Source organism: Paenibacillus sp. FSL R5-0749, assembly GCF_038595085.1.
Lineage (GTDB): Bacteria > Bacillota > Bacilli > Paenibacillales > Paenibacillaceae > Paenibacillus.
In genome coordinates, this window is record NZ_CP152005.1 from 1,497,189 (window position 1) to 1,519,260 (window position 22,072).

The 22,072-nt window shown below is 45.8% G+C and carries 24 protein-coding genes; 23 read left to right on the forward strand and 1 reads right to left on the reverse strand.

Annotated elements, in window-relative coordinates; all coding sequences use genetic code 11:
• Positions 1 to 113 precede the first annotated feature (113 nt).
• Positions 114 to 269: a hypothetical protein gene (locus tag MKY85_RS06480; RefSeq protein ID WP_215078381.1), complete on the forward strand. Its 156-nt coding sequence runs from the start codon at positions 114 to 116 to the stop codon at positions 267 to 269.
• Positions 270 to 366: 97 nt separating this feature from the next.
• Here the strand turns inward: MKY85_RS06480 and MKY85_RS06485 are convergent, their stop codons facing one another.
• Positions 367 to 735: a helix-turn-helix domain-containing protein gene (locus tag MKY85_RS06485; RefSeq protein WP_047841965.1), complete on the reverse strand. Its 369-nt coding sequence runs from the start codon at positions 733 to 735 to the stop codon at positions 367 to 369.
• Positions 736 to 1,083: 348 nt separating this feature from the next.
• Here MKY85_RS06485 and MKY85_RS06490 point away from each other — a divergent pair, with 348 nt between their 5' ends.
• From MKY85_RS06490 to MKY85_RS06595, 22 genes are all read left to right on the forward strand, one after another.
• Complete coding sequence (locus MKY85_RS06490; RefSeq protein ID WP_342572149.1) at positions 1,084 to 1,518, forward strand: hypothetical protein; 435 nt, start codon at positions 1,084 to 1,086, stop codon at positions 1,516 to 1,518.
• Positions 1,519 to 1,673: 155 nt separating this feature from the next.
• Positions 1,674 to 2,432: a CpsB/CapC family capsule biosynthesis tyrosine phosphatase gene (locus MKY85_RS06495; RefSeq protein ID WP_342572150.1), complete on the forward strand. Its 759-nt coding sequence runs from the start codon at positions 1,674 to 1,676 to the stop codon at positions 2,430 to 2,432.
• Positions 2,433 to 2,464: 32 nt separating this feature from the next.
• Entirely contained in the window at positions 2,465 to 3,220 is a 756-nt protein-coding gene (locus tag MKY85_RS06500; protein ID WP_339240267.1) for a Wzz/FepE/Etk N-terminal domain-containing protein, read from the forward strand.
• Entirely contained in the window at positions 3,201 to 3,878 is a 678-nt protein-coding gene (locus MKY85_RS06505) for a CpsD/CapB family tyrosine-protein kinase (protein ID WP_339240268.1), read from the forward strand. The genes MKY85_RS06500 and MKY85_RS06505 overlap by 20 nt, the downstream gene beginning before the upstream one ends.
• Positions 3,879 to 4,060: 182 nt before the next feature.
• Complete coding sequence (gene galU, locus MKY85_RS06510) at positions 4,061 to 4,963, forward strand: UTP--glucose-1-phosphate uridylyltransferase GalU (RefSeq protein WP_253431548.1); 903 nt, start codon at positions 4,061 to 4,063, stop codon at positions 4,961 to 4,963.
• Positions 4,964 to 4,998: 35 nt separating this feature from the next.
• Entirely contained in the window at positions 4,999 to 5,658 is a 660-nt protein-coding gene (locus MKY85_RS06515) for a sugar transferase (RefSeq protein ID WP_253442423.1), read from the forward strand.
• 34 nt (positions 5,659 to 5,692) lie between these two features.
• Complete coding sequence (locus MKY85_RS06520) at positions 5,693 to 7,069, forward strand: O-antigen ligase family protein (protein WP_342572151.1); 1,377 nt, start codon at positions 5,693 to 5,695, stop codon at positions 7,067 to 7,069.
• On the forward strand, positions 7,066 to 7,524 hold the full coding sequence (gene pssD, locus MKY85_RS06525) for a PssD/Cps14F family polysaccharide biosynthesis glycosyltransferase (RefSeq protein WP_339240270.1): 459 nt from the start codon (positions 7,066 to 7,068) through the stop codon (positions 7,522 to 7,524). The genes MKY85_RS06520 and pssD overlap by 4 nt, the downstream gene beginning before the upstream one ends.
• Complete coding sequence (gene pssE / locus MKY85_RS06530) at positions 7,521 to 8,000, forward strand: PssE/Cps14G family polysaccharide biosynthesis glycosyltransferase (protein WP_339240271.1); 480 nt, start codon at positions 7,521 to 7,523, stop codon at positions 7,998 to 8,000. The genes pssD and pssE overlap by 4 nt, the downstream gene beginning before the upstream one ends.
• Positions 8,001 to 8,037: 37 nt before the next feature.
• Complete coding sequence (locus MKY85_RS06535) at positions 8,038 to 9,105, forward strand: glycosyltransferase family 4 protein (protein WP_342572152.1); 1,068 nt, start codon at positions 8,038 to 8,040, stop codon at positions 9,103 to 9,105.
• A 21-nt stretch (positions 9,106 to 9,126) separates the two neighbouring features.
• The gene (locus MKY85_RS06540) at positions 9,127 to 10,071 is read left to right on the forward strand and encodes a glycosyltransferase (protein WP_342572153.1); all 945 of its coding nucleotides are present in this window, start codon (positions 9,127 to 9,129) and stop codon (positions 10,069 to 10,071) included.
• A gap of 11 nt (positions 10,072 to 10,082) precedes the next feature.
• A complete protein-coding gene (locus MKY85_RS06545) occupies positions 10,083 to 11,105 on the forward strand; it encodes a glycosyltransferase (RefSeq protein ID WP_342572154.1) in 1,023 nt (340 codons plus the stop codon).
• 43 nt (positions 11,106 to 11,148) lie between these two features.
• The gene (locus tag MKY85_RS06550) at positions 11,149 to 12,054 is read left to right on the forward strand and encodes a glycosyltransferase (RefSeq protein ID WP_342572155.1); all 906 of its coding nucleotides are present in this window, start codon (positions 11,149 to 11,151) and stop codon (positions 12,052 to 12,054) included.
• An 8-nt stretch (positions 12,055 to 12,062) separates the two neighbouring features.
• The gene (locus MKY85_RS06555) at positions 12,063 to 13,439 is read left to right on the forward strand and encodes an oligosaccharide flippase family protein (protein ID WP_339240280.1); all 1,377 of its coding nucleotides are present in this window, start codon (positions 12,063 to 12,065) and stop codon (positions 13,437 to 13,439) included.
• Positions 13,426 to 14,454, forward strand: a complete 1,029-nt coding sequence (locus MKY85_RS06560; protein WP_339240282.1) for a polysaccharide pyruvyl transferase family protein — start codon at positions 13,426 to 13,428, stop codon at positions 14,452 to 14,454. The genes MKY85_RS06555 and MKY85_RS06560 overlap by 14 nt, the downstream gene beginning before the upstream one ends.
• Positions 14,451 to 15,833 carry a sugar phosphate nucleotidyltransferase gene (locus MKY85_RS06565; RefSeq protein WP_339240284.1) on the forward strand — a complete coding sequence of 461 codons (1,383 nt, stop codon included), beginning with the start codon at positions 14,451 to 14,453 and terminating at the stop codon, positions 15,831 to 15,833. The genes MKY85_RS06560 and MKY85_RS06565 overlap by 4 nt, the downstream gene beginning before the upstream one ends.
• 32 nt (positions 15,834 to 15,865) lie before the next feature.
• Positions 15,866 to 17,197, forward strand: a complete 1,332-nt coding sequence (locus MKY85_RS06570) for a UDP-glucose/GDP-mannose dehydrogenase family protein (RefSeq protein WP_342572156.1) — start codon at positions 15,866 to 15,868, stop codon at positions 17,195 to 17,197.
• A 13-nt stretch (positions 17,198 to 17,210) separates the two neighbouring features.
• Positions 17,211 to 18,131, forward strand: coding sequence for an LCP family protein (locus MKY85_RS06575; protein WP_339240286.1), 921 nt, complete (start codon positions 17,211 to 17,213; stop codon positions 18,129 to 18,131).
• A gap of 21 nt (positions 18,132 to 18,152) precedes the next feature.
• Positions 18,153 to 20,312 carry a hypothetical protein gene (locus MKY85_RS06580; protein ID WP_339240287.1) on the forward strand — a complete coding sequence of 720 codons (2,160 nt, stop codon included), beginning with the start codon at positions 18,153 to 18,155 and terminating at the stop codon, positions 20,310 to 20,312.
• Positions 20,313 to 20,341: 29 nt separating this feature from the next.
• Positions 20,342 to 20,905: a VanZ family protein gene (locus tag MKY85_RS06585; RefSeq protein ID WP_339240288.1), complete on the forward strand. Its 564-nt coding sequence runs from the start codon at positions 20,342 to 20,344 to the stop codon at positions 20,903 to 20,905.
• Positions 20,906 to 20,991: 86 nt separating this feature from the next.
• Positions 20,992 to 21,513, forward strand: a complete 522-nt coding sequence (locus MKY85_RS06590) for a hypothetical protein (RefSeq protein WP_339259427.1) — start codon at positions 20,992 to 20,994, stop codon at positions 21,511 to 21,513.
• A gap of 362 nt (positions 21,514 to 21,875) precedes the next feature.
• The gene (locus MKY85_RS06595; protein WP_036668929.1) at positions 21,876 to 22,055 is read left to right on the forward strand and encodes a hypothetical protein; all 180 of its coding nucleotides are present in this window, start codon (positions 21,876 to 21,878) and stop codon (positions 22,053 to 22,055) included.
• Positions 22,056 to 22,072 lie beyond the last annotated feature (17 nt).

Here is a 22,072-nt window from a genome sequence, read left to right on the forward strand (position 1 = left end):
CCCCTTCAAAAAACGTTATCGTCATGAGACGACAACATCACGGAACGTTCTCAAGTATAATAAGGCTAGTTTTGGAGGGCAGGGAAAGTATATAGATAAGAGAGGTTAGCGGAATGAATATGAAGCATCCAAACAGGGACGATCGTAGGCCGACAGGGAAACAAGTCGAAGCAACCCAGATGGACATCATGAAAGTTTTACTGCAATGCGGAATCGACCCGGAGCGTTGGAACCATTTCATATCCTCCGTCAACAACAAGCGTCCTTGACACAATAGATAACCATGGAATGGAGGGAATTAGGACACAAAAAAAAGCCCAGAAGCCAGAGATAGCATCTCTTGGGAACTGGGTCCTCTTTTCGGGTTTAGTCCATGCTGCGTTCCATGCGGACAAACGCAATAAAACGACGTGCCTCTTCTTCCGTTAAGGACTTCCCATCAATCATCAGATCGAAGCGTTCTAACACTTCTTTGTCCGATAACTCCAAGGTATCAACGAATTCACGTACGTCCTCATCCATCACGACATCGCTTTGCTTCGTACGTCCTATAAGATAATCAATAGACACATCAAAGATGTCAGCAAGTCTCGTTAACACTTCGAAGTCCGGTTTACGTCGGTTCTTCTCGTAGTGGGAGAGAGCAGCTCTGGTAATATGAATGGAGCTCGCAAGTTCTTCTTGAGTAAGTCCCCGCTGTTCCCGTAATTCAGCAATGCGATTTCCGTAGCTCATAAGCTATTTCCCCCTGAACGACATCAAATATATATAGAAACAATCCTGAGCCAAGTTTTTGATCAGGGCAGCTTTCCTGCAAAAGAGTAACTCCTCATAAGTTTCCTTTAACCCATTTCCATTTGTAAATAGGTCTGTCTAAGGACATCTCAAATTGTCGTAAATCAAAAGAACCATGTCCAAATACCGCTTGACATGATACGTTTTGTATCGTAAATTGGACGTATGGAGTTACAAAATGTATCATTTGGGATATTTTAAGTATCTCCTTGTTGCCTGGACCATATACCTGTGAGAAGGAAGTAGAGGCAGTCCATGTAGGCTAATCCATTCTAAAGGAATGAAACCATGCAATCAATAATTCAGGAATGGGCTGATATGAAATTAAATGTCCATATGTACATTCAGGAGTTTCATAAGAAAATGGTAGAACACAAAAGACGCCCTGTTCTGTTACTTGGAATGGACACTCAAGCAATCACCTTCCTGAGCGACCTGAACTTGCCAGTATCATCAGAAATGCTCATAGGTTTGGATGTTGAAGATCATCATGTATGTGTAAGACTTCACGCAAGGTTGCAATGGAAACAGCCCTTCGGAGAGCTCACAATGTATCATTCAAATTTGCATATTCAGCACGAACAGAAACTATATATAACTGGACAGTTAAACACAATGCTTACTGAAGTTCAGTTTCCCACGGTTTCCCGTTCTCAGTATGAAAAGGCAACAGAGCAGAAGGATCTGCAGAAAACCTATCATTACATTGATTTCACCATATAATTCCAAGTCGATTCTTAACAAATTCTGAACAAAACATGTACTTAACGCCATTTTACTATATTTCATAGCGTTATGCATTAGTTCTTTAACACCAAAAGCATTTGCGCAATGAATAAAGGGGCGAGGGGGCTCATACTATTTCAGGAAGTTTGGATATGGTTGAAATGCACTGCCACATATTATCCGGTCTGGATGATGGTCCTGTTCGAATGGAGCAGTCCGTTGCGATGGCTGAGAAGGCGGCAGCCTCTGGAATCACCTCCATTATTGCTACTCCGCATCACCTGAACGGGCAATACAACAATGAACCGATGGTGGTTAATCAGGCCGTGAACCTGCTACATGCAGAACTTCACAAACGTAACATTCGCCTGGAGATCCGTCCCGGACAGGAGATCAGGGTGCATGACAACCTGATTGGAGACTTATATGCAGGAAAGTGCTGCACACTCGCCGGAAGTCGTTACATGTTGCTGGAACTGCCCTTTGGTCATATTCCCTCACAGTTCCCCAGGATACTGCATGAATTACGAATAGCGGGAATTACCCCTATCATTGCTCATCCGGAACGCAATCGTATCATTTTGAAGAAGCCAAAGTTGTTGGCGGGTTATTTGAGTCAAGGCGGGCTATGTCAGCTTACGGCTCAATCTTTCACTGGGCTTTTCGGACGGAAAGTTCGGCAGTGGTGTTTTCATTTTTGTAAAGAAAACGGGTTTCATTTCATTTCATCAGATGCACATGATACGTGCAAAAGGACATTTGCCATAAGTGAAGGGGAGCGGGTGATTGAGCGTCGTTTTGGAGCTGAGGCCGTTAAGAGGCTTGCAGAGAATGCGTCGCACATCCTATCGAATTCGTGTCTTGTCACAGAACGCTGGAAACCTCGCAAATGGCTACTGTCCATCTGGTAGTTACATAGGATAGATCACAACGTATAGGAGGAATGAAAGTGGAACTGAAAGGATATTTTCGACTCTTACAAAAGAAACTGTGGTTGATTGTTGCAATTGCTCTGGTAGCGGGTGTGGGTGCAGGGGTCAAAAGTATTTTCTTCACCCAACCGATCTATGAGGCGAGTTCCAAGCTTATCGTGAACCAGACCTCCAATGTTCAAGGCCAGGCGATGATGGACTTCAGCATGATTCAAACCAATATCAAACTCATTAACTCCTACAGAGAAATTATTAAATCTTCAGCCATTATGGATAAAGTGGCTTCCACGTATCCAGACCTTGGCTTAACCTCAGCACAGCTCATGAATAGCACCTCCGTCTCTACAGCCAGCGAATCCCAAGTGATGAGCATAACTGTACAGGGGACTTCCTACGAAAAAGCCGCAAAAACGGTCAATGCCATCTCCAACGTGTTCCAATCTCAAATCCCCCTAATCATGAAAATCGATAATGTCGCTATCCTCAGCGAAGCCAAAGTGGATAGTAACGCATCTCCAATTAATATGAAAACCACATTAAGCATCATTGTCAGTCTGTTCGCAGGTTTTGTGCTCGCGATTGCACTTGTATTCCTGATGGATTATCTGGATGACACATTCAAATCCGAGACTGAACTTGAAAAAGAACTGGGCCTGCCTGTGCTTACGGTGATATCCAAGATGAAAAAAGATGATCTGAAAAATACGAAAAATTACGTATCTCAACAGAAAGTGGGGGATGGCAAATATGTCACGGCTAACCAATGATAATAACAGTCTGGTGACCTATTTTAACTCCAAATCTCAAATCTCGGAGGGGTACCGTAAATTGCGGACCAATATTCAGTTCTCCTCAATCGACAGTCATATCAAAAAAATCATGGTGGCTTCAGCCGAAGCCGGTGAAGGCAAGACCACAACCATTAGCAACCTGGCGGTCACCTATGCTCAGGAAGGCAAAAAGGTTCTGCTGATTGATGCCGATCTGCGTAACCCTTCTTTGCACCAGGTGTTTTCCGTACCCAATCATATCGGGCTTAGCAGTGTGCTGTCCAATCAGTACGGTGTGGAAGAAGTGCTCAGAGAGAGCTATATCGATAATCTTCAGTTATTCACTTCCGGCCCAATTCCGCCCAATCCGTCCGAGATGATCGGTTCCAACCGGATGAAGAGGCTGATGGAGAAGTTAGAGGATCAATATGATGTCATCATGTTTGACACACCACCGGTGCTCGCAGTAACGGATGCGCTCATTGTGAGTTCGCTGTGTGATGGTGTGCTGCTGGTCGTGAACTCAGGCAAGGTCAAGAAGGAATTGGTGAAGAAGACCAAGGCTGCTCTGGAGCATGTGAATGCACGAATCCTGGGCGCAATCCTGAACAATATCAAAAACGTTGCAGTTCCGGTGGGTTACGGAGAGAAATAAAGTTCTGTCCGTTGCTCCAGGTAAACAGGTAATGTCTACTGCACCTTTATCACTGTAGGCACTCGGTCATGCTGTGGGTTCAGTGAACCTTAGACGTTAATCGTCGAAGGTGTGACGTGAGGACGGGTTAGATGCCCTGGTTCAACTTTTAAACTAAAAAAAAAGAGGATAGGGTGGTATTTATGAAAAAAGTGAGAAAAGCAATCATTCCTGCAGCTGGACTGGGTACACGTTTTTTGCCAGCCACGAAAGCGATGCCCAAAGAAATGCTCCCTATTGTGGACAAACCAACTATACAGTATATCGTTGAGGAAGCCATTGCCTCTGGAATTGAAGACATTATCATCGTAACAGGTAAAGGGAAGCGTGCGATTGAAGATCATTTCGACAACGCTTTTGAACTGGAACATAACTTGCTGGAAAAAGGGAAGCTGGGCCTGCTTGAAGAGGTTCGCAAATCCTCTAACGTGGATATCCACTACATAAGACAAAAAGAGGCCAAAGGACTTGGTCATGCTGTCTGGTGTGCACGTAACTTTATCGGTGACGAACCTTTTGCCGTGTTGCTCGGAGATGATATCGTCGTATCGGAAGTGCCATGCACCAAACAATTGATTGATCAATATGATCAGGTTCAACATTCCATTGTTGGCGTACAAACCGTACTTGCTGAACAAACAGACAGATACGGCATTGTGGACCCGCTTCAATCGGATGGCCGTTTGACAGAGGTTCTCAGGTTCGTAGAGAAACCTGCCCAAGGCACAGCGCCTTCCAACCTGGCGATTATGGGGAGATACGTACTGAGTCCAGAGATTTTCGAACATCTGGAACAACAAGAGATTGGCCAAGGGGGAGAGATTCAATTAACAGATGCGATTCAGCGTTTAAATGAGACACAAGGAGTGTATGCTTACGATTTCGAGGGAGTACGTTATGACGTGGGCGAGAAACTGGGATTCATCCTGACAACCATTGACTTCGCTCTGCAAAAACAGGAACTTAGAATTCCAATGCTGCAAGCACTGCAACATATTTTGGAAAAAGAGTCGGTAGAATATGCAGCCGGGGGGGAGTTTGAATGAGTCCATCTCCCCAAACGAAGGAAGCGGAGATTGTTATGGACCCAAGTCTGGGGTACAATGCATCAACGATGTCAGGACAAAATGCGGATAAAGTGTATCTATTTATGAAAAGAATGCTCGATTTGCTGGGTTCTTTCATAGGTTTGATCATTTTGTGCCCCTTGTTTGCGGTCATCGGAATACTAATCAAAATCGAGGCCCCTCAGGGGTCTGTTTTTTTTCGTCAGGTCCGGGTTGGACAGAATGGGAAAGAGTTTCATATGTACAAATTCAGGTCCATGGTTGCGAATGCTGAAGATTTGCTGGAACAACTGATTGATCAGAATGAAGTGAACGGGAATATGTTCAAAATGAAAAACGACCCCCGCATTACCCGCATTGGCAAGTTCATTCGGAAGACCAGTCTGGATGAGCTGCCTCAGTTGTGGAACGTGTTCAGAGGTGAGATGAGTCTCGTAGGACCCAGACCAGCTCTGCCCAGAGAAGTGAAGAACTACACTTCCTATGACAGACAACGCCTGCAGATGATCCCGGGATGTACGGGATTATGGCAAGTCAGCGGTCGCAATAGTGTTGGGTTTGAAGAAATGGTAGAGCTGGATCTGACGTATGCCCGTGAACGCAGCATGATGGTGGATATCAAAATTATCTTCAGAACGTTCAAGGTGCTGGTAGGTTCGAAGGATGCGTTTTGAAACACGATTCTGGCTTTGAGGTGGCATAGCAGATATGCAAAAAACCGGTATACTTGCTGCATTAAATATGAAGTCGTTTAACATCATTTTGTTTTCACTGATAATAGTCTTCGCAGCAATCTATCTTCCGCTAGTTTCAGTTGTTGCACTTATAGCTGTGATTCTGCTGGGCGTTTATGTTAAACAGCCCAGCTGGATTTTTATGATTCTTATTGTAAGTTTCTCATTGTCCATTGATAAGATATTTAGCATTCATCTGGCAGGACTGGATTCGCTGTCCTTCTACAAGCTGGCGATTCTGGGTTTTGTCATGTCTCTTTTTTTACGATTTGGTATTCGAAAAGATCTGATATATCCTGCACTCGCAATTGTTTTTTTATTTGTGGAGAGTTATTTTCTATCGGATCTGCCCAGTAAGGTTAATCCGCTGGATCCATTCAAGGCCTTTCTAGGAGTCATTGTTCCTTTTTTGTTGCTGATGCCCCATTTTTCAAGAGAGATCAGTCAACGAATTATACGTGTACTCGCATGGTTGCCACTGTTCAGTCTCGCTGGTGGTTATATTCTGCAACTCGCCGGCATATTGTCCATTACGAACCTGGAGATGTCGGGCGTAACCCGGTTACAGGGAGCTAATATCGCCGCGCATCTGGCCATGTTGTGTTTTATCTCGATCTGCGTCTGTCTGATCCAGATCAAGCAAGGCCATCAGGTTGTACTGTATTACATGCTTACCTTGACACATCTGGTTATTCTGGTCCAGACAGGAACAAGGGGACCACTTATTGCACTCATTCCAATTATTCTGGTCTATCTTTTTGATCAACTGAAAGCCTTCATCAAAGGCAGAGTCAGTGCCATTATTCCTCTCATTCTATTCGTTGTGGCCGTCGCCTATATGGTGATTGCGCAGTGGGACAACTATGAGATGAGATCAGAGAGCAAAGGCTTGTCGGGAAGGGATGTAGCCTGGAACTATTTCATTGGCAAAGCGAATGAGTATCCGATATTTGGACGTGGGCTCGGCTCAACGCTCGTGGCTAATGATGGAAGTATCTTTTCTGGCTTCGTCGTTCCGCATAATGAATACATTCGTTTTTATTACGATGGCGGGTTAGTTGGAGCCATCCTGTTGTTTCTATCGTTGCTTCTGGTATTCCGTGCCGTATTCTTCCGATTGAGCGGCATGATCCGTTTGTATTTTGCCGGTATGATTATCGGTTTCCTGACCTATTCCTTTTTTGACAATACCCTGTCCACCGTTCATCTGATTGCTCCATTCTGTATCTTCCTGAACGCATTATATGCTACGGGAAAAGGAGTACACTCCAACTCAGGGGCGGAAGCAGAAGTGGATATCCAGGTACAGCGAGCCAAGGACGCATCCTTTTCAAAGGAGATTAGAACATGAAGGTCTGTTTGATCAGTTCTACAGGCGGTCATTTTGATGAATTGACCAAGATTATACCTGCGGTTGAAGAACATGATTATTTCCTGATTACCGAGAAGAACAAAAGCAGAAAAGTAGATTCATCTCAGGGCAAAATATACTTCTTAATGCAGCAAGAGCGTAAGAATGCGATGTTTTTGCTGATTTTTATGGCTAACATTATCAAATCATTCTTTTTATATCTGCGCGAGCGTCCGAAGGTCATCATTACGACAGGGGCAGGGGCCACATATCCATTTTGCCTCATCGGTAAAATCTTCGGTGCCAAGCTGATTTATATCGAAAGTTATGCCAAAATCTATTCCTCCAGCGCAACCGGGAGATTGATGTACAAAATCTCGGATGAGTTCTTTATCCAGTGGGAAACGTTGCAGGATAGCTATCCCAATGCAAAATACAGGGGGGCTTTATTTTGATATTTGCTATTGTTGGAACCCAGCGCTTTCCCTTCAATCGCATGTTCGAGCTTATTGATGAGGCGATTGAGGCTGGAATTATTGAAGAGGAAGTTATTGCCCAGTCGGGATATACGGAGTATCAGCCGCGAAACTTCACTGCAATTCCTTTCCTGACGCAGGAAGAGATGAATGGATATGTGCAGCGCAGCAGATGTATTATCACTCATGCGGGTGTTGGCTCCATCACGAATTGTCTCGAACGCGGCAAGCCGGTGATCGTCATTCCGCGCCGGAAAGAGTGGGGTGAACATGTTGATGATCATCAACTTGAGATTTCTAAGGTTTTTCAGGAGAACGGCTATGTTGCCGTTGCAGAGAGTCAGGCTGAATTACAAAAACTGGTTCCTTGCATAGAGCAGCAGACGTTCCAGCCTTATGTGAGAAAACAGTCTGATCTGATCTCGTCCATCAAAAATTACGTGAATAGTCTGTAAGTATTCTGAAGATTAACCATGAAAAAAGGAGTCTATCATGAAACCAAAAGTATTGGTTGTTGGATCATCCTTGAAGGATATGGGTGGAATTGTGAGTGTAATCAAAAACATTGAGGATTCTTCCATCTCTGATATGTATGCCATGCAGCGGGTGGAAACGTATATCACGGGCAGCGTGTTCTCACGGCTGCTTATTTTTATACGGGGATTCATTCAATTCTGGATGAAGCTGTACACGTTCAAGCCGGATATTGTTCATATTCATATGGCGAACAACGGAAGCTTTTATCGGAAGTCACTATTCCTGCTAACCGCAAGAAAATTGTTTCGAAAGTCAGTCATTATGCATATTCATGCGGCCAGCTTTGATGATTTCTACAATCGATTCGCCCTGCAGCGCAAGTATTGTCACTACATTTTGAATCAAGCCGATAAATTGATTGTCTTATCCCAGACGTGGAAAGAATACTTTGTCACGATTGTTCCGGAGACAGCTATTGAGGTGCTCTATAACGGAGTCTTTGTGAAAGAGCCCTTTGCGAAAGAGCAGAAGGCTGCAGTTAATGCTCTCTTCATGGGAAGACTGGGTGAGCGAAAAGGCGTCTATGATCTGCTTCAGTCTATTCAGCAATTAAAGGCGCTGGGCGTTACAGCTACCTTCAATCTGGCGGGGGATGGCGAAGTCGAAGAGGTCAAAGCGCTTGTACAGCAGTATGGAATCGAAGAGCGTGTCAACGTACTCGGCTGGATTAACGGAGAGCAAAAGGAAAAGCTGATGCGGGAAGCGGATCTGCTGGTCCTGCCTTCTTATCATGAGGGATTACCTATGGCCATACTTGAAGCAATGAATTGTGGCTTGCCCATTATATCGACCAACGTCGGAGGCATTCCCGAAGTGATTACATCCGGTCATAATGGGCTGTTAATCGAGCCGGGAGATGTGCACGGGCTAACATCAGCACTGGAATATCTCATTACGGATGAAGAGATTAGAGCAAGAATGGGTTCATATAACAGAGCGATTATATCGGATAGGTTCGATATGAATCTTCTCGTAGGCAGGCTGTCAGGAATATATGATGCACTTCAAGTGAAGGTATCCTAGTGAACAGGAAAAGGTGATGAAATGAACCCCTTGGTATCTTGCATCATTACGACCCATAACCGGGCCGAGTTATTGAAAAATGCGTTGAGAAGTGTACGAGAGCAAACACATCCGTATCTGGAGATTTTCATTGTGGATGATGGATCAGAAGACCAGACGCCAGAGATCTGTCAGGCTTGGGCCCGGGATGATTCACGGATTCGGTACATTCGGGTTCCATATCCCAAAGGAGCCAATCATGCACGGAATGTGGGGATATCCCAAGCCAATGGCAAGTACATTGCCTTCCTGGATGATGATGATGAATGGATGGCCGACAAAATTAAAACCCAGGCGGAAGTGCTGGAGCGTACGCAGGAATCGTTTACCTTTTGCAGCAAGTATCTCGCATACACGAATGAGCAGCATCAGTTGGTCAAACGGAAATTGTCGGTGGAGCCTCGTGATGTTGTACGGTATGAGGATCTGCTTACATTCAATTGGATCGGGGAAACGTCCAAAATCATGGTACTCACCTCGCTTGCCCGTGAAGTTCGATTCGATGAGAATCTGACATCCGCTCAGGACTATGATTTTTATCTGCGCATATTGAAACGAGGCTACATTGCCGTGAATGTGAAAGAACCGCTCGTGGATATCAATATCCATAGCGGGCCGCGCATTTCAACCTCCACAACGGCCAAGTACAAAGGCCAACGCAAAATTATTTTGAAATACTACAACGATATGTCCAAGGAACAGAAACGCCGCCAATTACATCATTATCGAATGCTCGAATGGTCGAGAAATACTCTGCGCAATAACGTTTATTTGAAAAAAGCACTGTCGCTGTATCCCTGGTGGAAAGATTGGGTGCTGCTCAAGCGTAATACCAAAATTATGATGCAAGGTTTTCTGATGAGATTTCATGCAAGGCGCGCAGTTGGAACGTATACAGAGGAACCTGTGCGAATGAAACTAAAGTAAGAGGTGTCTGGATGGAAAATCCGACGGTGTATATGCTGCCTAAGATGATTGAGAACAATAAATTCAATGAGCTGTTATCCGATTCCATTGAGAACAAGGGATGGGAAGTAAAACAGTTTACCAAAAAAGATCTAATCAAACTGAGAAAAAATGATGTGCTGCATTTTCATTGGCCCAGCTTCTATTACAGAGGTTCATCCGTGCTGTCAACCGTGATCAAATCCATTCTATATGTTTTGATGATTTGTTTTGCGCGTGTGCGCGGTGTCAAGTTGTTTTGGACGGTGCACAATATCTGGCCTCACAACAGCGGTAAGACGCGCTTCGATTATTGGATGAGAAAAATACTTGTCCGAAACTGCTCCAAGCTGATTGTCATGGGCAAACCCCTGATCTCTGAGATCTGTTCGACGTTCGGGATTGATCCCAGCCGGATCGAGGTTATTCCGCATGGACATTACAAGGGCGTGTATCAGGGAAAAGGCGTGAATATTCGCTCCCGGTTTGGCATCCCGGAGGATAGTTATGTGTACGCGTTCTTCGGTCAGGTGTCACCCTACAAGGGCGTGGATGATTTGCTGGAGGCATTCAAGGAACTGGATTCGGACCAGGCCCATTTGTTGATTGCCGGTAAAAAAGTGAAGGACTACGATCTCGGTGAAGAATTCCTCAAGAGCGGTCATATTCATACCCATTTTCATTTTATTGAAGATGATGAATATTCGGACTATTTTGATGCGGTCGATTCCATCATTCTGCCATACAAGCAAATTGCAACTTCTGGTAGTGCAATTCTGGCTTTGACCTTCTGTAAACCGGTGGTGGCACCACGGATTGGCTTGTTGGAGGAATACCTGCCCGATGATTGTGCAGTACTCTATGAACCTTCCGATCCGGATGGATTGCTTAAAGCGATGAATATGATCCGTTTAAAACAATCGGAGTTTCAGGAAGGCAGTGGTTTTGTCAAAGCGTTAGAGCGGCTGGATTGGCCAGTGATTGCCCAAAGGACACTTACCCTGTACTCCAGTTAGTGCAGATGAGAGGGTGGACCTAATTGAACAATATGGGGATGAAATGATGAAGGTAACCGTCGCGATCTGTACGTATAACCGTGCACATGATGCGGTAGAGGCGATACGAAGTGCAATACAACAGAATTACGCAAGCAGCGACTATGAGATCATACTGATTGATAATAATTCGAAAGATAACACACGGGAAATCGTGCTTCAAACGATTTTGCAGCATGAGACCCATTCGATCCGGTATGTGTTGGAAGAAAAGCAAGGCTTGTCTGTAGCCCGTAACCGGGCCATTCACGAGGCGCGCGGCGAGTATATCCTGTTTCTTGACGATGATGCCTTTGCTTGCAGGGATTGGATTCGCCAGATCGTTAGTGTGTTTGAGATGAGCGAAGATATCGGATGTGTCGGTGGCAAGATTGATCCGATCTGGGAAGTGCCAGAACCGATGTGGATTCCACCCGAGAATAGGTCGCTGTTCACCATTCTGGATTTTGCAGATGAAGTCACTGAAATGAAAAGCCCCTATATTCCATTTGGTGCGAATGTGGCTTTTCGGTTATCCGTCTTTGATCAACTGGCTCCCTTCCGTGAAGACCTTGGAAGAGTGGGCAACAATCTTCTCTCCAGTGAAGAGAGTGAGTTAATTGCAAGAATACGGACAAAGTTCAAGGTATATTACACGCCGTATGGGGCAGTACAACATAAAGTAGCCAAAGAGCGAACGACGAAGAACTGGTTTCTGCGCCGAATCTATTGGCAGGGTGTGAGTGATGCCATTCGTGATCAGGATCGGGGTGTTGTGCGTACGGCCAAACATGGCATCAAGCTGGCACAGGGGATAACAACTTCTCTGATCTACATCTATAATTCAGATCGGTTCACACGTCAGCTTGCCAAAGTATGTTACCGAAACGGCATGATTGTTGGGTCGCTTCGTCAAAACAGTAAGGGATGAGGATCGCTATGGCGCAAGTTGCACTTCGCAAAGTATTCAGAGGAAATGGCTTAATGAGTGCCATATTTCAGACAAGTGGAACCAATCTGCTGGTCATGACACTGACGATGCTGTCTTCCATTTTGACGTCACGCATGTTCGGCGTAGAGGGAAAGGGCGCATTCTCGGCCATCCTGTTCTGGCCTGCGCTCTTAACCGGATTGGTCGGATTCGGACTACCCACGTCTATCATCTATAACATCAAACAGAGTGCAACCGAGAAGAGTGCACAGTATGTTCGATTAAGCTTTCTTTTTCAAGTTCCAGTGTGCATCATCATTGGTGTTGTGGCCTGGTTTGGATTACCTTTCTGGCTCTCCAGCTTTCCGCCGGAGGTCGTGCAGATCTCCAGATGGTATACGATTGCTACGGTTCCTGTACTTATTGTCATCAATCTCATATCAGCCCTCTCGCAGAGTCGGGAGAAATTTGCTGTATATAATGGCATCCGGTTGATGATCCCCCTGTTTAATGTAGGTGGGCTTTTTGTGTTATGGGGCCTGGGCATGCTGAGCATTCAGCTCGCGGCTGCGATCTATTTTGTAACCAGCTTCTCCGTGGTGGCGTGGGCCATCTATGCCAACCGTAATGAATTGAGACTGAGATGGTTCAAGGATCGGGTGGACCGGAGCTCAGCCAAGAAGCTTTTTGGTTATGGCAGCAGGGTGTATGGCGTTGAATTGTTAGGAACGCTGTATACCCAGTTTGATAAAATCATTATTTTGGCTTTGCTCACCCCGCGTGATTTTGGACTGTATTCTGTCGTATTTGCCTTATCCCGAATCTATAATGCCGTTCAGACGGCGATTAGCAATGTGGTTTTCCCAAAAGTGACCGGATTGCCTCAAGAGCAGATTATTCGAACGGTTGGCAGAGCCTTCCGCATCTCGCTCATGGTCATGATGATCATCGTAATTCCTACCATGTTTGTGGGGAACTACCTGATGGGTCTTCTGTTTGGCTCCGAATTCCTGGAAGCGAGCGTCGCATTTTATATTTTGGCTGTGGAATGCATCATTGGTGGTGGTTCATGGATTCTGGCATCCGCATTTAATGCGCTTGGACGACCAGGGCTTGTGATGATCAGACAGCTCATTGCACTCTCGGTGACGGTGGCCTTGTTCTTCGTGTTCACCCCGCTATGGGGGCTCAACGGAATTGCGATTGCTTTATTGATCGGGTCCATTGTACGAATGGTAGTCACTGTGGCCGCGATGAAGATTGTATTCAAGGTGAAGTTCGCCGCCATGTTCTATGACAAGGAAGATCTGCCGTTTCTCTATGAACGGTTAAACAAAAAAAGAAGAAGAGTCACCCAAGGAGGAGATGGAGATGCTGGGCACTAACAATATTCATCCAATGGAAGAGTTGAAGGGACATTTACGTCAGATTTTGAAGGTCATTCCACCGCGTACCGAAATCTATTATTTGGATTACCCGGTGCATAGCAATGGTGGCGACTTGTTGATTATGAAAGGGACTGAGGCTTTCTTCCGGGACAATGATATTCAAGTACGTGCCAGATACAGCATTCTGGATTGCCCTTTGTCTCTCAAGGTACCGGAAGGTATCACAATTGTGTTGCATGGGGGAGGTAACTTTGGTGACCTGTACCCTGCTCATCAGAAATTGAGAGAACGAATGATTGCCCAGCATCCGAATCATCGGATTGTCATTCTGCCTCAGACGATGTTTTACAAAAGTGATATTGAATTGAAAAAAACAGCCCAAGTATTCAATCGTCATAAGGATGTGCACTTTTTTGTCCGGGATACCTTATCTTATGAGATAGCCAGTAAAGAATTTCAACAAACAAATGTTTATCTGTCTCCCGATATGGCGCATCAATTGTGGCCTCTGAAGTCCAAGAGCAAGCCCAATGCAGAGATGTTGTATTTCTTCCGTAAAGACATTGAGAAGACTCAGAATCAGGTGCATTACGAATCCGTCAGTGGACCTAAAGCCACGTTTAAAGACTGGGAGACATTGTACAACCGGGTTGACCGGAAAATCATTCGCATGATTACATCCCGGTTGAAGTCAGGGAAAGGCAGCTCTTTCGCCCGCTGGTTGTGGTACAAATACTCTGATCGGATGGTACATACGGCCATTAAGGAATTCAATAAGTACCAAACCATTACGACATCCCGTCTGCATGGACACATTCTGGCCTGTCTCCTGGATCAACCGAATATCCTGCTGGATAATTCATATGGCAAGAACTCGAATTATTATGCAGCCTGGACCAAGAGCAACCCAGCAGGCAGACTCGAATCCAATCAGACCAGCACATATACCAAGCAGACCGAGACCGGCAAGGGAGCGAGTTCGGTCGTACTGTCAGATGGTGCAGCCCTATGAGAAGTATTCTGTTATCCGGTGGTTCTGGCAAGCGACTCTGGCCGTTATCCAATGATTCCAGATCCAAGCAGTTTCTTAAAGTGCTCCATGGGCCGGGGGGGAGTCCGGAATCCATGGTACAGCGGGTATGGCGACAGTTGAATCATGCCGGACTTGCATCACAGGCGCTGATCGCAACTAGTTTGCCACAGGTCGAGATTCTGACTTCTCAGTTGGGAGATGATGTGAGACTGGTCGTGGAGCCAGAACGGAGAGATACGTTTCCTGCAATTGCGCTGGCAGCCTCCTATCTTTATTCCGTAGAGAGTGTGAGTTTGAATGAGACGATTGCAGTGTTGCCGGTGGATCCTTTTGTTGAAAAAGAATTCTTCGAAGTGCTGGCAACCTTGCCGGAGATACTCGATAAGTCAGGTGCCGATCTGGCCTTAATGGGAGTTGTGCCGACCTATCCGTCAGAGAAGTACGGATACATCATTCCGCAATCCCGATCTTCCAGTGAAAATAACGATGAATACGTCAATGTAGCGAAGTTCCAGGAGAAACCCTGCGAATCCGATGCGGTCCTTATGATGGAGCAGGCCGCATTATGGAATTGCGGGGTTTTTGCTTTTAAGCTGGGTTATTTGATCAATCTGCTGATTGAGATGGAACTGCCGATCCAGTACGACGAGATGCTGAAGCAATACGGAAGATTGAACAAGATCAGCTTTGATTACCAGGTTGTCGAGAAGGCGAATCAGATTATCGCTATTCCGTATAACGGATTTTGGAAAGATCTAGGCACATGGAACACACTCACGGAAGAGATGGGAACTTCGGTGGTAGGAAAAGGGTGGATTACAGGCGATTCCCTGAACACACATCTGGTCAATGAACTGAACATTCCGGTTGCCATATTGGGCTTGTCGAATGTGGTGGTGGCCGTAAGTCCGGATGGCATTCTGGTCAGTGACAAAGAGGCAAGTCCACGCATCAAGGAAATCTTGAAGAACGAGGATCAACGTCCCATGTATGAGGAGCGTAGGTGGGGTTGCTACCGGGTTCTGGATTACACCAGAAACGAAGCTGGTGGTGAGGTTCTTACCAAACGAATCTGCATCAGTGCCGGGAAAAATCTGAGTTATCAATACCATTTGCTTCGCAATGAGGTGTGGACGGTTGTATCGGGAACAGGCGAATTGATTCTGGATGGGCAGAGCCGAATGATCGGGCAGGGAGATACGGTGGTCATTGACCGGAGCATGCTTCATTCCGTCAGAGCCGTTACGGAACTGGAGATCATCGAAGTACAGATCGGAAGCCAGTTGATTGAGGAAGATATCGTTAGAGTGTCTACCGAATGGCAGGACATTGTTCAGACATATGTGAAGCACGCGTAACCAACACATTAGGACATGGGGGAGATTATGGAATGAATATTACGGTGATTGGCACAGGGTATGTGGGTTTGGTATCAGGCGTATGCTTTTCGGAACTGGGAAATAACGTGATCTGTGTCGACAATAATGTGGAAAAAGTGAATTTGTTGACGGATGGTCACGTTCCGATCTATGAACCGGGTCTCAAGGACATTATGAATGCCAATATGAAAGCGGGTAGGCTGTCCTTCACGACGAACATTCAGGATGCCATCAGTCGTTCGGATATTATTATCATCGCTGTAGGAACACCATCCCTGCCTAATGGCGAAGCGAATCTGAGTTATATTGAGCTTGTTGCACGAGAAATTGGTTCTCATATGGATAATTATAAAATAATAATGACTAAAAGCACTGTTCCTGTCGGAACTAACGATCGTATTCAGGAATGGATCAGCAGTTTGACGAATCATCCATTTGACATGGCATCGGTACCAGAGTTCCTGCGTGAAGGTACCGCTGTGCAGGACACACTGTATCCTGACCGGATAGTCATTGGCACACATAGCGATCGGGCAATTGCCACCTTGAAAGAGCTGCATCAGCCATTAACCGATCAGATTATTGTCACGGATATTCGCTCAGCCGAAATGATTAAATATGCATCCAACGCATTTCTGGCAACCAAGATCTCCTTTATCAATGAAATTTCTAACATCTGTGAAAAAGTAGGCGCAGATGTCAGCCGCGTTGCTGAGGGTATGGGCTATGACAGACGAATCGGTGCTTCCTTCCTCAAGGCAGGCATTGGTTACGGAGGGTCCTGTTTCCCTAAGGATACACAAGCTCTGATTCAAATTGCAGGTAATGTGGATTATGACTTCAAACTGTTGAAGTCGGTGGTGGAAGTGAACAAGGATCAACGCTTCAACGTCATTCGCAAACTGGAAGACGCGTTGGGCTCGCTTGAAGGGAAGGAGATTGCGATCTGGGGGCTCGCCTTCAAGCCGGATACGGATGATGTTCGGGATGCTCCGGCAATTGAGATCATTCAGCGTTTGCTTGAGCAAGGAGCAGTCATTCGGGCGTACGACCCCATTGCTACTGAGAACTTCCGCAAAGAGGTGGATTCTTCATCCATTACGTGGGAGGATCGTGCGATGAACGCAGCGGAGGGCGCTGATGCACTCTGTGTTCTGACCGAATGGAAAGAGTTCATGGAGGTTAATCTGACCGATTTGGCAGCACATATGAATCAGCCCATTCTGATTGATGGAAGAAATATTTATGGAGAAGAACAGATTCAAGACACCCCCTTTCAATACTACTCCGTCGGTCGTCCAGGTCTAACCAATATCGATGGAAGAAAAACGGCAGTTATCTGACGGAGGCCATAACATGAGACGCGGGATTAAAATAACATTAGGTGCCATTTCCCTTGTTGCAGTCGTTATGATTGGATATTCTGTGTATCTGTATCTGCATGTTAAATCAGCGGCAGATCAGATGTATGAACCCCGGGAGCCCATCAAGCAGGTATCTATTGTCGACCAGAGGGGCGGGGGAGATTTCCCCGTGGACATGGAGAATGAGGAACCTTTCAATGCTTTGATTCTGGGTGTGGATGAGCGTTCGAATGATCGGGGTCGCTCCGACACCATGATTGTATTGAGTGTTAATCCTGCGAAACAATCGGTACTTATGTTTAACATCCCCCGGGATACCCGAACTAGTATCGTTGGGCATGGCACGGAGGATAAGATCAACCATGCCTATGCCTTTGGGGGCGTTAACATGTCTGTGCAAACGGTGGAACAAATGCTTGACATTCCCATACATTACTACATGAAAGTGAATATGGAGGGCTTTGCACAGGTCATCGACATGGTGGGTGGAGTGGACGTGAATAACCCGTTCGCATTTGACTACGAGGGTTACCGGTTTGAACAGGGGAATATTCATCTGGATGGTGAAGCTGCTTTGGGATTTTCGCGGATGCGTTATGATGATCCAAAGGGAGATCTTGGGCGTAATGACCGCCAGCGGGAGATTATCAAACAAGTGCTGAAGAATACGGTCCAGGTATCCAATGTGTTGCAACTGGAGACGTTGCTGGACGAAGTCAGTGCACATGTGAGAACCGACGTTACCTTTGATGAAATGAAGCAGATGTTCTCCAACTATCGTCCGGTGCTGAATCATATTGAATCTGTAGAGATCAAAGGCACAGGCAAGAAAATAGACGGCGTGTATTACTATATCGTGGAACAGTCAGAGCGAGACAGAATACATCAGATGATTGAAGGCCATTTAAAATGATCAGATAGGGCGGTGAACCAGATGCGTATCTCCAGGCTATTGAAATTATCCCTGATTGTGCTACTAATGTATATGCTCATGATACCCGCAAGTACAAACGTTGTTCAATCAGCCCAAGACTATCAATGGAAAAATATCCCCATTGGTGGAGGGGGGTACGTTACAGGTGTGGTCATTCATCCGACTGAGCCTGATCTGGTTTACGCTCGAACTGATGTGGGGGGAGCCTACCGACTGGATGTAACTTCAGGAGATTGGGTTCCACTGCTTGATCATTTTGGAGATGAGGATAGCAATCTGTATGGTGTGGATGGCATTGCGCTGGATCAGCAAAATCCCAATGTCGTGTATATCGCTGCTGGGAAGTACGGGAATGTGGGGCCAAGCGATATTCTAAAATCTACAGACCGAGGAGAAACCTGGATTCGAACCGGACTTAATCTTCGGAATGAATCGAATGGAAATATTCATCGAGCCATGGGAGAGAGCATCGCTGTGAATCCAACCAATTCCAATTACCTGCACGTCGGTACACGATATGATGGATTATACACCTCCAGTGACGGTGCAGCCACGTGGAGCAAAGTGTGGGATGTACCAAACGGGTTGGCCGGTGAGGGCATACGGAGTGTAGCATATGGATTAAATCCGGTGACGAAACAAGGTCAGGTTGTGTATGCGGGAGTTCGCGGTATTGGTGTCTATAGCAAAGCACCTAGAAGCAATGGGCAGACCACATGGCAGCTTACCGGGAGAAGTCCCGAATATCCTGCGCGTATGACTGTGGCGAAGAACGGAACCTTATATGTCACCACGGATAATCAGGGCGTCTATAAGTTCAATGGTGTGCAGTGGACGAATATCACACCAAGTTCCAGTTACTCTTCTTACTATGGGATCACCATCGATCCCAATAACGATAATCATATCCTGGTAGCCGTTCGTACAGGCGGAGATAATCTGCCCCTGTATCGTTCGGTAAACGGCGGAATTAGTTGGACTGTAGTTAATAAAACGCTGGTATCCAAACCATCATGGTGGACACCCAACATGTTTTTCTCAGCAACATCCAGTATCAAGTTTGATCCAATTCATCCGGGCACCGTATACGCTACAGACTGGTTTGGCGTGTACAAGACGGAAAATATCAATGGTACCAATGGATTGACTGGCAATACGTCGAGTACTTGGGAAGCCATTACCGATGGTCATGAAGAAGTCGTTGCACTCACTGCATCCACACCGCCTCAAGGTGTATCGTTCTTTAGTGGGTTAACGGATCAGGTCGGATTTAGACATGACAATGTAAATAATGTTCCTCTTAATAAAATTCCGCTCGCAGGTATGCGAGAAATTGTGAGTATTGACTATCATGAGGCAAATCCGAATTACATGATATTTCTCGGAAGCAGTGACTGGTATGGTACGACCACACGCTTATTTGTCTCTTCCAATAACGGAGTTACAGTAACTCCGGTAAATGTTCCGGCAGGCTCTACACTGGGGCGAGTGGCCTATTCTGCCATTAATCCAAATGTAATTGTTTATTATCCTCAGACAGGTAATCCGGTCAGAAGCACGAATCGTGGCGCAACGTGGCAAAATATGAATGGTGCCCCTTTTCAGGCCATTGGGGGAAATATGGTCTTCGCCTATAACCATCCACTGGCTGCGGATCGCATCAATGGATATAAATTTTATATGTACGCTGCTGGTTATCTATATCGCTCAACGGATGCAGGTGCGAACTGGTCCAAAGCCAATACAGTTCGTCTTCCTGTTAACACGGATATCAATACGAGCTTCATTAAAGTCGAGGCTGCCCCAGGTGTGGCGAATGCCGTATGGGTAAGTCTGGGAACCGATGGACTATATGCATCGACGAACTCGGGAAATACATTTTCTAAAATCCAGAGCGTGCAGAATTCCAAATTATTTGCCTTTGGAAAAGCTAAGCCAGGAAAATTGGTTCCAGCCGTCTATGTATACGGCACCGTTAATAACGTGTATGGTTTCTTCCGTTCAGATGATATGGGAGTAACCTGGAACAATATAGGTCCAGTAGGTGAAGGAATTGGGCTAGGCAATGAGCCGCAAATTATGGCGGCAGACCGTCAAATCTATGGTCAGGTATATGTAGGTACGAATGGCAGAGGCATGTATGTTGGATCAATAGAATAAAGAGAGATATGAAAGTGGTGAAGATCAACATGATGGAGGAGGGCTCCGGGCGCGCGAGACAAAAGCATGTACGAAGAACGTACGGGTTTCTCATTGCTCTGCTGTTGATTGTGATCTGGATTCTGGTCATCTGGTCCATGTCAACGCAATCCTCTCAACAGCAAGACATTCAGCCTTGGCTTCATAAATGGTCTCAAAAATTGCACATCGGTTTTACGCTTCCCGATGTGCAATTCACTTACGGGGAGTACGAGTATTCACTGAAACAGAGGCCGTATGATTTTGCAGAGTTCATCTTTCGCAAGAGTGCGCACTTATTTGTCTACGCTGTGCTTGCCATGCTTGTGTATGGCGGGCTTCGATACAGGAGAACATCCCTTGTGACCAGTATCGTGTCTGCTCTGGCTGTAGTGTTCGTCATAGCCTCTATCGATGAGTATATTCAGCAGTTCAGCCCGGACCGGACAAGCTCGATACGTGATGTTGGAGTGGATTTGCTCGGTGGTTGCTGTGGAATTGCCATATATGCAGGACTTCATTCCATTATTCGCAGGATTATAAAGAAAAGGCGTGCTTCCATCTACGATAAGTGATTTCCCAGGAAATGCTGTCTTCAGAACCTGCTTCTACTTGTCTTCCAACCATCATAAGTATGGAGTAGGACAAGGAGGGCGGGGACATGCTGCGAAGAAGGAATAGGAATGCTTTGTTTAAGAAGATCGGTTTCATTGCGATCATTCTAATGTTACTATGGTTAATCGGCAGAACCATTCCATATGTATTTCGTGCAGATACACCGGATGAAGCTGCAGCTGTTGCTGAAGAATTTTACAAATATGAGCAGACGGGTGACTTCGGCAGTTCGTGGGAACTCTTTCATCCGCTGATGAAAGAGCGGTTTCCGAAAAGCGCATATGTACAGAACCGAGCACATATATTCATGCAGCATTTTGGCGTGGAGACCTTTGAACTGGAGATGGAAAAGCCGGAGCGCGAATTCGATGTAACCGTGATCGATGGCGTTAAGCCATTTTCTGAAGCCTACAGAATCCGTGTCACCCAGAAGTACTCCGGTACCTTTGGCCAATTCGATATTGTGCAGACCTGTTATCTGGTAGAGGACGGTGATGAGTGGACATTACTCTGGTATTATCCAAATCAGAAGAATAAGGATACCTCACATGTCGACAATAGTGACTGATCAGGCATCGTGGGATCGTTGTGAGAGAGACTGGAACTCTGTCATGATGATATTCACCTATACATTGAACCAAATTGTATCATTTACCTTACATGAAGCTCTGTGAATGCGAGACTTTTGTCGCATTTATGGAGCTTTTTTTGTGTTTTCCTCGTTTTTATGGCTGTAAAGCCTTGACAACAGTCCCGGTGTCAAGTAAATTACGAGATAGATACAAAATGTATCAATTTTCAGCGTCTAACGACAAATAACAAGGACTTCTAAGCTCCTTGTGAGGGGAAGGAATATCATTGATCGAAACGGGCCGCTTTTACTGTGTCAGTTGTGGGATGATTGTGTCGGTCGCTAGGAGCTCTGTCGAAATGAAGGAAGAGGGCAATGGAGGCAATCACGTATTTCGCACCGGATTCTACCGGAGTGAAATGCCGCTTGGATGCTGTGAAGCGTGTGTAGTTGAAGCGAAACGTCAGGGGAAATCCCAGTTTGCGGGACAATATACTAAAGATTATGATACACTATGTGCATATGAGAAACGGGCATGATGTATATGTTCGTCCAT